The organism is Epilithonimonas mollis, from assembly GCF_900142325.1.
Lineage (GTDB): Bacteria > Bacteroidota > Bacteroidia > Flavobacteriales > Weeksellaceae > Epilithonimonas > Epilithonimonas mollis.
The window spans coordinates 213,278-227,835 of sequence record NZ_FRAM01000004.1; the positions used below are offsets into that span (position 1 = coordinate 213,278).

Annotated in this window: 17 protein-coding genes and 1 tRNA gene; 6 read left to right on the plus strand and 12 right to left on the minus strand. The window is 36.7% G+C overall.

The window, feature by feature from the left end; genetic code table 11:
* Positions 1 to 86: 86 nt before the first annotated feature.
* The 11 genes from kdpA to BUA97_RS15240 all read right to left on the minus strand — a co-directional run bounded on the left by kdpA (position 87) and on the right by BUA97_RS15240 (position 8,330).
* Positions 87 to 1,784 (minus strand): potassium-transporting ATPase subunit KdpA, encoded by a 1,698-nt coding sequence (gene kdpA, locus BUA97_RS15190; RefSeq protein WP_072999861.1) that lies wholly within the window; start codon positions 1,782 to 1,784, stop codon positions 87 to 89.
* Between the two features lie 88 nt (positions 1,785 to 1,872).
* Positions 1,873 to 1,950: a K(+)-transporting ATPase subunit F gene (kdpF, locus tag BUA97_RS17035; protein ID WP_139258359.1), complete on the minus strand. Its 78-nt coding sequence runs from the start codon at positions 1,948 to 1,950 to the stop codon at positions 1,873 to 1,875.
* Between the two features lie 232 nt (positions 1,951 to 2,182).
* Positions 2,183 to 2,542: a DUF7674 family protein gene (locus BUA97_RS15200; protein ID WP_073000108.1), complete on the minus strand. Its 360-nt coding sequence runs from the start codon at positions 2,540 to 2,542 to the stop codon at positions 2,183 to 2,185.
* Between the two features lie 157 nt (positions 2,543 to 2,699).
* A complete protein-coding gene (locus tag BUA97_RS15205; RefSeq protein WP_072999866.1) occupies positions 2,700 to 4,046 on the minus strand; it encodes a sigma-54-dependent transcriptional regulator in 1,347 nt (448 codons plus the stop codon).
* Between the two features lie 139 nt (positions 4,047 to 4,185).
* Positions 4,186 to 4,259: transfer RNA gene (locus BUA97_RS15210), tRNA-Ile, on the minus strand.
* 61 nt (positions 4,260 to 4,320) lie between these two features.
* Positions 4,321 to 4,719 carry a methylmalonyl-CoA epimerase gene (gene mce / locus BUA97_RS15215; protein WP_072999868.1) on the minus strand — a complete coding sequence of 133 codons (399 nt, stop codon included), beginning with the start codon at positions 4,717 to 4,719 and terminating at the stop codon, positions 4,321 to 4,323.
* A 12-nt stretch (positions 4,720 to 4,731) separates the two neighbouring features.
* Positions 4,732 to 5,463 (minus strand): hypothetical protein, encoded by a 732-nt coding sequence (locus BUA97_RS15220; RefSeq protein WP_072999871.1) that lies wholly within the window; start codon positions 5,461 to 5,463, stop codon positions 4,732 to 4,734.
* 48 nt (positions 5,464 to 5,511) lie between these two features.
* Positions 5,512 to 6,273, minus strand: a complete 762-nt coding sequence (tpiA, locus tag BUA97_RS15225) for a triose-phosphate isomerase (RefSeq protein ID WP_072999873.1) — start codon at positions 6,271 to 6,273, stop codon at positions 5,512 to 5,514.
* 7 nt (positions 6,274 to 6,280) lie between these two features.
* Positions 6,281 to 6,631, minus strand: a complete 351-nt coding sequence (locus BUA97_RS15230) for a tellurite resistance TerB family protein (protein ID WP_072999875.1) — start codon at positions 6,629 to 6,631, stop codon at positions 6,281 to 6,283.
* 71 nt (positions 6,632 to 6,702) lie between these two features.
* Positions 6,703 to 7,776 (minus strand): BT_3928 family protein, encoded by a 1,074-nt coding sequence (locus BUA97_RS15235; RefSeq protein WP_072999878.1) that lies wholly within the window; start codon positions 7,774 to 7,776, stop codon positions 6,703 to 6,705.
* Positions 7,777 to 7,793: 17 nt separating this feature from the next.
* The gene (locus tag BUA97_RS15240; RefSeq protein ID WP_072999880.1) at positions 7,794 to 8,330 is read right to left on the minus strand and encodes a DUF1599 domain-containing protein; all 537 of its coding nucleotides are present in this window, start codon (positions 8,328 to 8,330) and stop codon (positions 7,794 to 7,796) included.
* Between the two features lie 147 nt (positions 8,331 to 8,477).
* Here BUA97_RS15240 and folP point away from each other — a divergent pair, with 147 nt between their 5' ends.
* The 6 genes from folP (at position 8,478) to rplI (ending at position 13,924) form a co-directional block, all read left to right on the plus strand.
* A complete protein-coding gene (folP, locus tag BUA97_RS15245; RefSeq protein ID WP_073000111.1) occupies positions 8,478 to 9,293 on the plus strand; it encodes a dihydropteroate synthase in 816 nt (271 codons plus the stop codon).
* Positions 9,294 to 9,295: 2 nt separating this feature from the next.
* Positions 9,296 to 10,639 (plus strand): chloride channel protein, encoded by a 1,344-nt coding sequence (locus BUA97_RS15250; RefSeq protein ID WP_072999882.1) that lies wholly within the window; start codon positions 9,296 to 9,298, stop codon positions 10,637 to 10,639.
* 200 nt (positions 10,640 to 10,839) lie between these two features.
* The gene (locus BUA97_RS15255) at positions 10,840 to 12,462 is read left to right on the plus strand and encodes a T9SS-dependent choice-of-anchor J family protein (RefSeq protein ID WP_072999884.1); all 1,623 of its coding nucleotides are present in this window, start codon (positions 10,840 to 10,842) and stop codon (positions 12,460 to 12,462) included.
* 120 nt (positions 12,463 to 12,582) lie between these two features.
* Positions 12,583 to 12,924 (plus strand): 30S ribosomal protein S6, encoded by a 342-nt coding sequence (rpsF, locus tag BUA97_RS15260; RefSeq protein WP_072999886.1) that lies wholly within the window; start codon positions 12,583 to 12,585, stop codon positions 12,922 to 12,924.
* 28 nt (positions 12,925 to 12,952) lie between these two features.
* Positions 12,953 to 13,255, plus strand: coding sequence for a 30S ribosomal protein S18 (rpsR, locus tag BUA97_RS15265; RefSeq protein ID WP_027382072.1), 303 nt, complete (start codon positions 12,953 to 12,955; stop codon positions 13,253 to 13,255).
* Between the two features lie 165 nt (positions 13,256 to 13,420).
* Positions 13,421 to 13,924, plus strand: a complete 504-nt coding sequence (gene rplI / locus BUA97_RS15270) for a 50S ribosomal protein L9 (protein WP_072999889.1) — start codon at positions 13,421 to 13,423, stop codon at positions 13,922 to 13,924.
* A gap of 71 nt (positions 13,925 to 13,995) precedes the next feature.
* Here the strand turns inward: rplI and BUA97_RS15275 are convergent, their stop codons facing one another.
* Positions 13,996 to 14,547, minus strand: a complete 552-nt coding sequence (locus BUA97_RS15275; RefSeq protein ID WP_072999891.1) for a thioredoxin family protein — start codon at positions 14,545 to 14,547, stop codon at positions 13,996 to 13,998.
* Positions 14,548 to 14,558 lie beyond the last annotated feature (11 nt).

The following is a 14,558-nucleotide window of genomic DNA, read 5'->3' on the forward strand; positions in this document are numbered from 1 at the left end:
ATTTTTTTTTAAATGTCAAATACAATCGCCTAATAACTTGTTTTGTTTACGAATCTTGTTAATGGCGATTTCATTACTGATAAAAATTAAATTGAAAAATATTCTGCAATCGGACCCAATCCCAATGCCGGAAAGAATGACAATGCTGCAACCAAAGCAATGACAGCGAAGACCATCAATCCAAATGTAGAAGTATCTGTTTTCAAAGTTCCTGCACTTTCCGGAATGTATTTCTTGGCAGCTAAACTGCCTGCAATTGCAACCGGACCGATGATTGGTAGATATCTTGCCATCAACATCACAATCCCACAGGCAATATTCCAGAATGGCGTGTTGTCGCCCAGACCTTCGAAACCACTTCCGTTATTGGCGCTTGAAGAAGTGAATTCATAAAGCATCTCGCTGAAACCGTGGAAACCTGGATTGTTGAGCCAACTGGCGTAAGTTTCAGGATTACCGGCATAAGTATAACTTGCAATTGCAGTTCCTGCAAGAATCAAAAATGGATGAAGCAAGGCAATCATCATTGCGATTTTCATTTCTTTCGCTTCTATTTTTTTGCCGAGGAATTCTGGTGTCCTGCCGACCATCAGTCCACTGATGAAAACGGCCAGAATGATAAAGATATAAAAATTCAAAAATCCGACGCCGACGCCGCCGTAGAAACAATTGACCATCATTCCGAGTAGTTGATTCATTCCGCTGATTGGCATAAAACTATCGTGCATCGAGTTGATACTTCCTGTTGAAATAACGGTGGTTGCGATGCTCCAATAAGCCGAAGCTGCAGAACCGAATCTGATTTCTTTACCCTCCATATTTCCCATCGTCTGAGAAATTCCCATATTAGAAATTGCAGGATTTCCGCCAGTTTCTGAAATCACAGTTGGAATCATCAACAATAAAAATCCAATTGTCATTACACCAAAAATTGTCCAAGCCAGTTTTCTTCTTCTAAGAATATAACCCATTGCGAAAATCATTGCTAACGGAATCAGCATTTGGGTAACAATTTCGACGATATTGGTGAAATAATTGGGGTTTTCTAATGGATGAGCTGAGTTAGGACCAAAAAATCCGCCACCATTCGTTCCCAAATGTTTGATAGCGACAAATGCGGCAACAGGACCGCGACTCACTTCTACCTTATCGCCCTGCAGATTGGTGATTGTGTCTTTGCCTTCAAAAGTCATCGGTGTTCCGTTGAATGCTAATAGAGAAGCTACTACAACAGCAATTGGAAACAGAATTCTGGTGCAACTTCTCACAAAAAAGAAGTAGAAATTCCCGAGCTTATCGGTCGTTTTTTCTTTCATTGCTGTGAAAACAATTGCTGCTGCGGCCATTCCGCAACCTGCACTGATGAATTGCCAAAGCATAAGGGTCAATTGACCCAAATATGAGATTCCGGTTTCTCCTGAGTAATGCTGAAGATTGGTATTGGTCACAAAGCTCACGGCGGTGTTGAAGGCCAGATCGCCGCTCATCGATGGATTGTTGTCCGGATCCAATGGAAGCCAACTCATATTGGTGAGTACGAACATTGCTGCTAAAAACCAAACTAAATTGATGGTCAACAATGCCAAGAGATGTTGTTTCCAATTCATTTCCTTTTCCGGATTGATGCCTGAGAGTTTGTAGAAAATGTTGTCTATTGGGTTTAAAATTTTATCCAGCCAAGTTTTTTCGTTGCTGAACAGTTTACCAATGTATCTTCCAAGCGGTATCGCGAGAGATACGGTGAGAAAGAACATTAATATAATTCCTAAAATTTCTGAGTTCATTTTTTAATTTGTAATGAGTTAGATATTAGAAGTAAGAGGTAAAAAAAGTGGCACATACCTACTAACTTTTTACCGTAAACTTTCACTTTTAAAATTTTTCCGGTTTTATAAGCACGTAACACATATATGCGAAGACGGCAAGGGCGATTATGAATAGAACGATCATATTTTTTCGAAGTATTTGACGGTTAGAAAAAAGATGGCAAATAGAGCCGATCCTAAGAAAATTGTTATTGTTGTCATTGTTGAATTTTATGAAAATTGAATGATTGCGGCGACTACAAAAACACTGAGAATCACAGCAATATTGACGATTAGAATCTGAAATTGATGTCTGGACCCGGAAGCTTTCCAAAGTTCCCAATCATGCCGGTTTTTGCTTTTCATTGTTTTGAACTTTATAATCCGGATTTGTAAACCTGACGGAAATAAGCCTTTTGCAAACCCACAGGAATCTTTTCAAAAATGAGATTTTTATAAACTTGGTCACAGGAAAAAATCATACTGTCCAATGAATAAATGAAAATGGATTCTACGGCATTTTTCAAGGTATGGTCGCCCTTTCTGTAGATTTCATTCATTTTGTTGAGACAATTGATGAGGATGATTTTGTCTTTCTTTTTTATCAGTTTTTGGATTTGTTTTGTGAAAACATTGATGACCATAAAAGAATTTTTAGTCTTGTAGATTTCTTTGAACTCTTCTTCAGATTCAGGTGCAACTTTGATAATTTCCTGAATGGCTTCTGTGTGATTCATTTTATTATTATTTTGAATCATTAATGCCAAGATACATTCCCTTTGATAATTTAAACATTCAATCCCATGGAAATCAATCAATTAAAATTATTTTTTAAAATTTAAAAAACAAAAAAGCCTATCAAAATGATAGGCTTTTTCTCAATATGATAATTAATTATGATATTTTGTATTCTTCTATTTTGCGATACAAGGTTGCAATCCCGATTTCCAGCAAACGTGCGGCTTCGGTTTTGTTGCCTTTGGTGTAATTCAGCGTTTTCTGGATATGGATTTTTTCTGCGCTTGCCATTGAGAATGCGGACAAAGTATTGTTTGCAGTTTGGGAAATTTTTGACTGTTGTAAATCAAAAGGTAAACTATTGATTGATAAAATGCTGTTATCTTCTAAAATGATGCTTCTCTCGATGATATTTCTAAGTTCGCGAATGTTGCCTTTCCACGAATGTTTTTTAAGAATATCAATATAATCATCAGAAATAGAAATGATTTTTTTTCCGATTTTTTGAGAAAATTTAACAAGAAAATAATGGGCTAGTTCCGGAATATCAGAAGTTCTATCGCGCAACGACGGCAGAATGATGTTGAAAATATTGATTCTATAAAACAAATCTTCACGGAAATTCCCTTTGTCTATTTCAGTTTGCAAATCTCGGTTGGTTGCGGCGATAATTCTAACATTAACTTTCGTCGGTTTGCTGTCTCCGACTTTCAAAAACTCTCCAGATTCCAAGACACGTAATAGCTTTGCCTGCAAATCCAAAGGCATCTCTCCTATCTCATCCAGGAAAACAGTTCCGTTGTTGGCTTCTTCAAAAATCCCTTTTGAATCTTTCATTGCGCCAGTGAACGCTCCCGCTTTATGACCAAACAATTCATTTTCCAATAATTCTTTGCTGAAAGCCGAGCAGTTGACCGCCACAAAATTCTGTTTATTGCGATTACTTGCATTATGAATAGCCTGCGCAAAGACTTCTTTTCCAGTTCCGGTTTCCCCATTTAGCAAAACTGTTGCGTCAGTTCCAGCCACTTTTTTAGCTGAATCGATAGCGAACTGAATCAGTTTTGATTTTCCGATGACATTATCAAAAGATTGCTTATTGTCAAGTTGTCTCTCGAGTTGTAAAACTCTTTTATTTAAAGCTACTTTTTCCAATGCTTTATAGACTAAAGGAATGATTTTGTTGTTGTCATCACCTTTTGTAATATAATCGAAAGCACCATTTTTAATCGCCTGAACACCATCGGGAATATTGCCGTAAGCGGTCAAAAGAATGACTTCCAGGGATGGATATTTATTTTTAATGATTTTTGAGAACTCAACACCACTTCCATCTGGAAGTTTCACATCGCTGATAACCACATCAATTTCCGAAACTTCGAGTCGTTTCTTAGCATTTTTTACATCAGAAGCCTGAAAAACCTCAAAACCTTCCAAACTTATAATTCTGGAAAGTAAAGTTCTGATTTTTTCTTCGTCGTCGATGATAAGGATTTTGTTCAATTGATCAAATTATAGTGCAAATGTAAATATTAAGTAGTTAGGTAAATGAACAATTTATTTTTTTGAATATGAAAAAAAATAAGATATTCCCTACAAAAAAACAAACCCTTGAATATCAGTACATCCAAGGGTTTTATTGTGGTCCCACCTGGGCTCGAACCAGGGACCACCTGATTATGAGTCAGGTGCTCTAACCAACTGAGCTATAGGACCTCAAAATTGGTTAAATTTTGTGTTTGCAAAAATAGTACTTTTTCTTTATCTACCAAACTTTTCAAGGTTTTTCTTGACACAATTCTACCAACACACCGTTGGTAGATTTCGGATGCAGGAAGACAACTAATTTGTTATCAGCACCTTCTTTAGGCTCTTCTGAGATAAAAATAAAGCCTTGTTTTTTCAATCTTTCAATTTCATATCCGATATTTTCCACGCCAAATGCAATATGATGAATGCCTTCTCCATTTTTATTGAGGAATTTGGCAATCGGACTGTCGGCATTGGTGGCTTCTAAGAGTTCAACTTTACTATCTCCAAGTCCATAGAATGACGTTTTTACACCTTCTCTTTCCACGGATTCCTGTTTGTAATTTGGCTTGCCAAGAAGTCGGGCAAATAAATCATCCGAATCTGATAAAGATCTGACAGCAATTCCAAGATGTTCAATTCTCATTAAGTAAAGACTTTAAAATTTAATTTGTAACCCTAAGCCTTTGTTATCAGCCAGTGCAAAATAAGCAGGGTTTATTTTATTAATACCAGCTGTTTTATAATTATTGACAGCTTTCTTCATTTGGGAATGTCCGGAAATTTTCATAACCGCTCCAGCTCCCATTCCGACCAATCCAATGATAATGGGTATCGGGCTTCCTTTTGATTCAGGTTTTTGATTGGTTATTGTTGGCTCATCAGCACCTGAATTTAAATTGATAACAGCTCCAATTACAACACAAGCTCCTCCTCCAATTAGAAATCCGGTTCCTAAATTATTCAGCTTTTGACCTTTCAGATAATCCTGATTCCGGTTTTGAATAAGATAACTGATGATTTCTTTGTCAGAGCCTAATTTAGCAGGTTTATTGATAATTTTTTCCGGCTCAGTAATATGATTATTTTGTTGAGAAACATTACCAGAAATATTATCTGCTATCATTTCCTGAGCTTCATAAGATTTCAGATTTCCATCATTATCATAATAAGACATTGATTTTACAGAATTATCATATAAAAATTCCTCTGCATTAGTATTTTTATCAGTATAAGTAATTTTACCTTTTTCGAATTTCAAATTCCTAAACTCAATGGTTTGATTGGTTTTTGTAACAATTGTTCCTTTCGAAGAAGTTTGTGGTAATGAAGTTTGTGAAAATAGAAAAACACAAACGGATAAAGAAATCGTGGTTAATAGTTTTTTCATAAGAAATTTAAATAGCCACAAATAATTTGTGGCCTGTGAAAATATGAATTAATTATTAAAGCCTTCAATAATTTTTGAAAAGTCTTCGATTTTTAGTGCGGCGCCACCGATCAAACCGCCGTCCACATCAGGCTGAGAAAAGATTTCCTTAGCATTATCGGGCTTCACACTTCCCCCGTAAAGGATAGAAACTTCATCAGCTACTTCTTTTCCGTACTTGTCTGCAATCAGGTTTCTGATGTAGGCATGAACTTCCTGTGCTTGTTCTGCAGTTGCTGTTTCACCGGTTCCGATGGCCCAGACTGGTTCGTAAGCTATCACTACTTTTTTGATTTCTTCAGCGGATAAAGTGAAAAGTGCAGTTTCAGTTTGATTTTTAACAACTTCGAAATGTCTTCCTGATTTTCTTTCTTCCAGCTTTTCACCATTGCAATAGATTGGCGTGAGACCTTTGTCTAAAAGCGCTTTTACCTTTCTGTTAGCATGGCTGTCTGTTTCGCCGTGGAAAGTTCTTCTCTCGGAGTGCGAAACCAGGCTTCCGTCTGCATCAATGGATGCCAGCATATCTACAGAAATCTCTCCAGTATAAGCACCACTCGCATATTCTGAAACATCCTGAGCATACACGCCCACTTCCCCATTTTTGAAAACTTCCTTCGCAGCTGCAAGATACAAAGCTGGCGGTGCGATGAAGACCTCGCAGTTGGTAGCATTATTTTTTTTGTATTCCAAAAGCTGATACATCAGTTCCTGCGCCTCAGCATAGGTTTTGTTCATTTTCCAGTTTCCTGCAACAATGTTCTTTCTCATTTTGATATTAATTTAATTTCCAAAGGTTTTTAAGTAGAATGTAGAATTTGTGCTCGTCATCGCTCACTTTGTTGTCAGCTTTGATAAGAGATTTTGCAAATTGAATAAAGTCTTTTCGCTCCTTTTCCGTAGAATCCTCTTCAAAACATTTCGCATGAAACTCGAAGTGATTCTGCCATTGGTCCGACGTCAGCTGAGCAATGATCTCCAACTCGTCATCCAAATTCAGGCGGAACGGAAATTCTTCTGCCATATATTCCTGAATTTTAAGTCCTTCTTCCGGCTTTATTATTCCATCGACTGCGGACAGAATCATCAGTAAATGATAGCCGGCGATTGGTTTGTTTGATTTTCTCATTATACAAATATAGATGTTAGATATTAGACTTAGATGTTAGACCAATATGATATTTTTCCTAATATTTAAGATTATTGATCCAAATAATCTTTAACTCCCAGTTTTTCCACCACTTTTCCTTTTTCTAAAATCAGAACGAAAGGATTGCTTCTGGCTATGGTTTTGATGGCGATTTCATCCATCATAAAATTTGGAATTTGTTTATAGAAATCTGGCTTCGTGCTGATTCCGTAAACTTTTGCTTTCTCTGTCAAAGCTTTGATCTCTGTTTTTTTAACCAGTTCCGGATCTGCTTCCTTTGGTTTATAAGTGAAAACTAAAACTACTCTCGGCTCTTTCAGAATACCGTCGGTGATATTGTTTCCGTTGATATCTTCCACTTTGAATTTTGAAATCTCAGATTCATAACCTTTTTTAGAAATTTCGGACGTAGTTTTTCCTTCCTCGATTTGCCAATTTGTATCTTTCCAATATTCCTTATTAATGTATTCGTACTGATCTACTTTTTTAACTTCGCCGGTTTTTGAATTTTTAAGTGAATAAAAAGTTTTGTATTCGGAAGGGTTTTTATCAATTTTTTGCTTTTCTGACGCCAGATCTGTTCCAATTGCATAAGCTCTGAAATCGATCATCGGCTCGTGAACAATTCCTCTGAACATCACGAAAATCATAATCAAAACAAAAACACCAAGCAAAGGTAATTTTCCAAATCTCACTTTCTCATTTTCTTCACGTTTTCTGTAAAGAAAAGCCAATATGATTAATAAAACCAAAAGCGTAATATCTTTCCAGAATGATTGCCAGGGCGTGAATTTCAGTGCATCTCCGAAACATCCGCAATCTGTAACAACATTATAAAAAGCGGAATAAAATGTAAGAAAACCAAAGAAAATGCAAAGCACAATCAGTGCATAGATAGTTTCCTTAAGTTTGATTTTCATCAACATCATAAAACCTAAAACCAATTCCAGAACAACTACAATGATTGAAAACACCAAAGCATAATTTTCCAAAAACGGCAAATTGAAAACAACTGGTGAAAAATATTCTTCCAGCTTGAAAGAAAACCCTTTCAAATCAACGGCTTTCACGAAACCGGAAGCGATAAAGATAAGTGCAACTATATAGCGTAAAACTGCTTTCATAATTCTTACTGGTTATTTTAATTTTTAAATTTAATCAGACAAAAAACAGCATAATTCAGCATATCAAAATAGTTCGCATCCAAACCTTCCGAAACCAAAGTTTCCCCTTGATTATCTTCTATCTGTTTGGTTCTCAATACTTTTTGATAAATTAAATCTGTAATAGAGGAAATTCTCATCTCACGCCAGGCTTCGCCATAATCGTGGTTTTTGCGCTCCATCAATTCCTTTGCTTTTTGGGCGTAAACATCATAAAGGCTGATAATTTCATGAGGATTTGCATTCATTTCGTCGGAAAATCCTTTTTCCAATTGTATCAATCCGATGATGGAGTAATTGACGATTGCGATGAACTCATCTTCCTCGCTTTCGTCTACCATTTTCACATCTGTCATCTGCAAAGTACGGATTCTGCTGACTTTAATATAAATCTGGTCTGTGATAGAACTCGGGCGAAGAACGCGCCAGGCGGTTCCGTAATCCTTCATTTTTTTCTGGAAAAGGTCTCTGCAACCTGTTATTACTTCATCAAATTGCGCGGATGTATTGTGCATAAATTGGTCAATTGGTTCAAAGATACAAATTTAGTTGAAAGTTAAAAATTGATGGTTATCAGTTTTTGTTTTTCTCAAATCATCTGTCAGGAGTCAGTCATTTCTAATTGAAATCCTTACTTTTGTTTCATGGTCTTTTCTTACAAAATGTCAAATCAATCTCAGTTTTTCTCGATCAGTTGCAATGGTAAGTTGATCGATCTGTCTAGACCAACACTGATGGGAATACTGAATCTAACGCCCGATTCTTTTTCTGATGGCGGAAAATACAACAATGAAAAAAAGGCACTTTTACAAGCTGAAAACTTATTAGAAAACGGTGCAACAATCATCGACATTGGTGCACAGTCTACCCGTCCCAATGCCGATTTTTTGAAAGCCGGGGAAGAAATCAAAAGGATTGGAAATACAATATCATTGATCAAAAAAACATTTCCGGAAAGCCTGATTTCTTTGGATACTTTTTATTCGGATGTTGTGAAATTTGGTTACAATGAAGGCATTGATATTGTTAATGATATCTCTGCCGGACAATTTGATGCTGAACTTTTGGATACGGTTTCAAATGCCGGCTTACCTTATATATTGATGCATATCAGCTCTTGTTATGAATCTATGCATGAGAAAGTTAAATTTGAAGATATTATCATGTCAATCAACCGGTTTTTCTCGGAAAAGATCAATGTCTTACAGCAAAAAGGCATTAATGATATCATTCTCGATCCGGGATTTGGTTTCGGAAAGACAGTTGAGGATCAATATAAAATGATTAATGATTTTGAATACATTGGCTTCGGAAGATATCCGGTTCTGGCTGGTATTTCCAAAAAATCATTCATTTATAAACCTCTCGGGAAATACGCAAATGAAGTGGATAATGAAACTTTAGAATTGCATCATAAGTTATTGGAAAAAGGAGCAGATATCATTCGTCTTCATAATCCCGAAACGCTAAAACTCTGACAATGAAAAAGATCATTCGATATGTAAGAAAAATACTGAAAACATCTTTTGATAATATCAGAAATGAACGGCTGAAACAAAATATGCTGCAGGCAGTTCCTTTTTGGATTGGCTCCATCATCACAGGATTAATTGCTGTTTTGTATGCTCAGATTTTTGCTTTTGGGGAACAAATGCTTCACAAAATCCTTGACTGGCATCTATGGATGATTTTCGTTCTTGCACCAGCCGGGTTTGTAATTTCGTGGTGGCTGGTAAAAAAATATTCGCCTTTTGCCAAAGGTAGTGGTATCCCCCAGGTGATGGCGGCTGTAGAATTAGCCAACCCGAGAGACAATCACCTGATCAATCAATTACTAAGCTTCAGGATTATTCTTATTAAAATCTTATCCAGTTTCGTTCTGGTGAGTTCCGGAGGAGCGATCGGACGGGAAGGTCCGACCATTCAGATCGCAGGTTCCATTTTCAGGAAGGTCTATGAGTTCCTGCCTGATTGGTGGCCGAAGATTTCTAAGAAAAACATGATTTTGACGGGAGCAGCAGCAGGACTTTCAGCTGCTTTCAACACACCTTTGGGAGGAATAGTTTTTGCCGTCGAGGAATTATCCAAAACGCATATCAGTTATTTTAAGACAGCACTTTTCACAGCGGTTATTATCGCAGGACTTACGGCGCAAACTCTGGCTGGCTCTTATCTGTATCTCGGTTATCCAAAAACGCAAGGTGTAACATTATGGATTATGTTTCCGATTATTTTTGTTTCAGGAATTGCAGGGATTCTCAGCAGTCAGCTTTCTGTTGCAATGCTGAAAATCAACAGGCTGAAGAAAAAACTAAAAACAGACTTTTCCAACATTATTTTTCTATTGATCTGCGGATTGATTGTGGCTACAATTGCTTATTTTATTAATCGCGATATTTTAGGCTCGGGAAAAGAGATAATAGAGCGCGTTCTTTTTACCGACAATAAAACCGAAGCTTGGTATGTTCCCATTCTCAGAATGCTTGGACCTGCTTTGGCATTCACTTCCGGTGGTTCGGGCGGGATTTTTGCGCCAGCATTATCTACAGGAGCTTCAATCGGAAGCGTGTTTTCAGAAATTATGAATCTGTCCGATAACGAAACCAATGTTCTGATTCTTGCAGGCATGGTTGCTTTCCTTACCGGGATTACCAGAGCACCTTTTACATCCGCTATTCTCGTTCTCGAAATGACAGACCGGCATTCTTTGATTTTCCACCTGATGCTGGCGGGAATGATGTCCTCTATATTTTCTCTTTTAGTGAGCCGTCACTCTTTATATGAGGAACTAAAAGTCAATTTTCTGAGTGATATTAAAAAATAATATTCTCAGAATTTAACATTAAAAAAAATTTTCAGCAATAAAAAAATTATTTAAAAATGAAAAAATGGCAATAAATTATTAGAATTACAAAAGCTCAAAGAATCCGGATCATTTAGTTAAAGTATTCATTTTTAACAAATAAAATTTGGCTTATTCGGAATAATTTCGATAGATTTGATTACATTAAAAAAATAATTCTTATGAAAAAACATTTACTTAATTTAGCTTTATTGGCTATACCAGTATTAGGATTCGGTCAAACTTTTCAAGAAAATTTCGATGGAAACGGGCCGGGAATCGCTGCCTGGACAATTATTGACGTGGATGGTCGCACACCGGCTGAAGGTGTTGCCGATCAAGGATTTACAGGAGCCTGGATTTCAAAAGACAAAGGAGGACCTACCCCTAATTATGGTGGACCTGATGGAGACTATGCAGCGATGAGTACATCATGGTATAGTCCTGCAGGAGCATCTAACGATTGGCTGATAAGCCCACAGATTGTACTACCAGCAGCAGCTTCGGTCTTAAAATGGGATGCGAAAGCTCAGGATCCTGATTACCGGGATGGCTACAAGGTCATGTTATCAACGAATGGTGGTAATACCGTAGCTGATTTTTCAGTTCAGTTATATTCTACTACTGGTGAGAACAGCACTTGGACCAGCAGGGAGGTTCCTTTAGCAGCTTATGCTGGACAAACGGTTAGAATAGCATTCGTTAATAATAGTAACGATATGTATGTTTTACTTGTCGATAACATCAAAGTTGAAAATGCTCCTACCGCTCCACCTTCTTGTACAAGCATTATTTCTCCAGCAAATGCTGCCACAGGCGTTGCTGCTAACGCTACATTATCCTGGGCTTCAGTTGCCGGTGCAAGTTCTTATGATCTTTATATGGACACCAATCCTAACCCTACAACATTAGTTAGCAATGTAACGGGTACAAGTTATACAGTAACAAGCAATCTTGCTTTAAACACAGTTTATTATTGGAAAATCGCACCTAGAAATGCTGCAGGTGCTGCAACAGGATGTACCGTTTCTTCTTTTACAACAAGCGCTATACCTCCTTATTGTGGCCCTCTGACTTTCGAAGTTGATTTTCTCGGCATTCTACTGGACGGAACAGAACCTATTACTTTAGTAAATTTTGCAGGGATTAATAATCCGACTGATCCAGATGCATTAGAAACACCACATGAGATGTTCTTAGACCAAGCTGCAAGCGTTAATCCTGGAAATTCTTATACCATAACACTGGAAGGAAATACAAACGGAGATTACACCAGCAAGTTTGCAGTATTTATAGACTGGAATCAAAACGGAACTTTAAATGACGCCGGAGAAGTATACGAGGTAACACAGACTCTTACTAACTCTACCGGTGCAGACGGACAGCAGGTAACACATTCCATCAGTGTTCCTTCAGATGCAGTTATCGGTAGTACCAGGATGAGAATAAAGAAAATCTATGATGATGAAGGCGAAGATGTTTCCAATCTTTTAAATCCATGTATTGGAGCAAGTTATGGACAGGCAGAAGACTACAGCGTAAATGTGTCCGTACTAGCCGTTTCTGAAGTCAAGAAAGCAATCAAAGCTTATCCGAACCCTGTTAAAGACATCTTTACAATCGAAGCTCAAGGAAAAATAAAATCCGTGAAAGTATTTGACGCTGCAGGCAAACAGATATTTACAAATGAATTGAATGAAGCAAAATCTCAAATCGATTTCAGCAAATTTAACGTTGGTGTTTATGTAGTTACTACTACTTTGACAGACGGAACCACTACTTCTACAAAGGTTATCAAGAAATAAAAATTGATCCTATAATTTGAATCCCGCTATCCGGCGGGATTTTTTTGTTATAAATATTTGTAATTCAGAAAAAAGTTGTACTTTTGCAACTCGAATTTTTAATTAAAATTAATTAACATTATGAACAATTACGAAACTGTTTTCATTTTAACTCCCGTTCTATCTGATGCTCAGGTGGAGGAAGCAGTGAAAAAATTTGAAGATCTATTGACTTCAAACAATTGCGAAATCGTTGCCAAAGAAAATTGGGGACTTAAGAAATTGGCTTATCCTATCCAATTGAAAAAGAATGGTTTTTATACCCTGATCGAATTCAAAGGAGAAGGAACTGTGGTTGCAGACCTAGAAACTGCTTTCAAACGTGATGAAAGAGTGATCCGTTATCTAACGACTAAACTTGACAAACATGCTTTGGATTATGCAGTAACAAGAAGAAGCAAACTAAAATCTGCAAAAGCTTAATTCATTAACCCTTAAAAAATTTAAAACAATGGCAATAGACGATATGGCAAAACAAGCCTCTGCCGGAGGCGAATCAGAAGTGAAATTCCTCACTCCACTTGATATCAATACAAAATCTGAAAAGAAATATTGTAGATTCAAAAAATTCGGAATCAAGCACGTAGATTATAAAGATGCTGACTTCCTTTTACAGTTCGTTAACGAACAAGGTAAAATCTTACCAAGAAGATATACTGGAACTTCTCTTAAATATCAAAGAAAAGTATCTGCTGCTATCAAAAGAGCAAGACACCTTGCTTTGATGCCTTATGTAGCTGACTTATTGAAATAAGAAAAAAATTACAAATAGCCATTAGCGGTAGCTTCTGGCTTTTTGTTGCTGAATAAATTAATTAATTCTAACTGTTTTTAGATATTAGATAAAAGATCCGGATATTAGATTTCTAATGTCTTAATTCTAACCTCTAACTTCTAGAATCTAAACAAGACAACAACAATGGAAATTATCCTAAAAAAAGATGTAGAAAACTTAGGACTTGAGTTTGATACAGTAAATGTAAAACCTGGTTATGCAAGAAACTTTCTGATTCCTCAAGGTTTTGCATTATTGGCAACTCCAAAGAATAAAGCTCAATTAGAAGCTACTTTGGAATCCAGAAAAGAAGAAGAAGCTAAATTGGTTGCTGCTGCTGACGCTGTTGTAGATCAATTGAAGAAAACTTCTGTCACCATTCCTGCAAAAGTAGGTACAGGTGATAAATTGTTCGGTTCTATCAATAATGCCGACCTTGCTGCTGCTTTAGCAAAAGCTGGTGTAGTAGTTGATAAAAAATACATCAAAATCCCTGGTAACACAATTAAAAGAACAGGTAAATTCTCAGCTAACGTTAGACTTCACAGAAATGTTGAGTATAACTATGAGTTTGATATCGTTTCTGATGCACCGGTAGAAGCTGCTCCTGCTAAAAAAGAAGAAGCACCTAAAACTGAAGAAGCTTAATCAAAAATAAGATTCAAATAAAAAAAACCACTTCAATCGAAGTGGTTTTTTTGGTTGTGTAAAGTTCGGGATTAAGAAGAAGTTGTTGGTCTCCAGGAATTGAAGAATTCTTTTACCTTCGTCAGGCTATAGCCACTTCCCTCTTCCAAAACTGCGCTATCCTGCGTATGGAGTTGCTTTCCATTTTCATCCAGAATGATAAAAACGGGATAGCCGAACTTATCGCCTGGGTTTCCATAGCTAGTCAAGATTTTTTCATTTTTATTCTCTGGCGACCAATTCAGATGATAATAGATGTAATTCTTATTTACAATCTGTTTCAGCTCTGGTGTTTTCTGGACATAGTTGTTGAATCTCAGACACCAGATACACCAATTTCCACCTGCTTGTATCAGCACATTCTTATGTTCTTTTTTTGCTAGCTTCAAAACATTTTGAATATCCGTTTCCGCATTAGCTTCAGGATGATAAGGTTTGGGAAGTTTGGCATTTTCTTCAGCTACAGCTTTTTTCTTCGCTTCTAACTGCTCCTTAGTTAAAGTATTCTCTTTAGTCTGAGCGTTTGTCAGAGAAAATAATAAAATGCTTCCTAAAAACAACAAACTCTTTACAGATTTTCTCATTATTATTGATA